Genomic DNA, 278 nt, shown 5'->3' with positions numbered 1-278 from the left:
AACAAGGATCGGAAACTGCGCGGACAGATGAAGCGACTGTTCGATAGTCAGCTGATCCCGGAGCGCCCGGAGCACGGCGCGAAGCGCATTATAGGCCTGATGCCGGTCTGCGAAATGGTGCTCCTCCACGAGCCTCTTCAGCCAAAGGTTCGTCTGCTGGATCGTGTGATCGAGTGCTGCAACTTGAGTTTCGCTCATTTCAATCTCCGGAAGGTGGATGGCTGGTTCTAATGGGTGAGGCCGCGCCAGGTGCGAACGTCCTCGGACGTTACACGGAT

Annotated in this window: 1 protein-coding gene; it reads right to left on the bottom strand. The window is 57.6% G+C overall.

Features of this window, described 5'->3' with window-relative positions:
• Nucleotides 1-198, bottom strand: a 198-nt coding sequence (locus KVT11_RS21420) for a DUF2267 domain-containing protein (protein WP_217609137.1), incomplete at its 3' end; no start/stop codon positions are given.
• Between the last annotated feature and the right edge of the window lie 80 nt (nucleotides 199-278).

It is taken from the genome of Bacillus sp. GbtcB10 (genome assembly GCF_019091365.1).
In the GTDB taxonomy this organism is placed as follows: domain Bacteria; phylum Bacillota; class Bacilli; order Bacillales; family Bacillaceae; genus Bacillus; species Bacillus altitudinis.
This window is presented reverse-complemented; position numbering and strand designations above follow the sequence as displayed.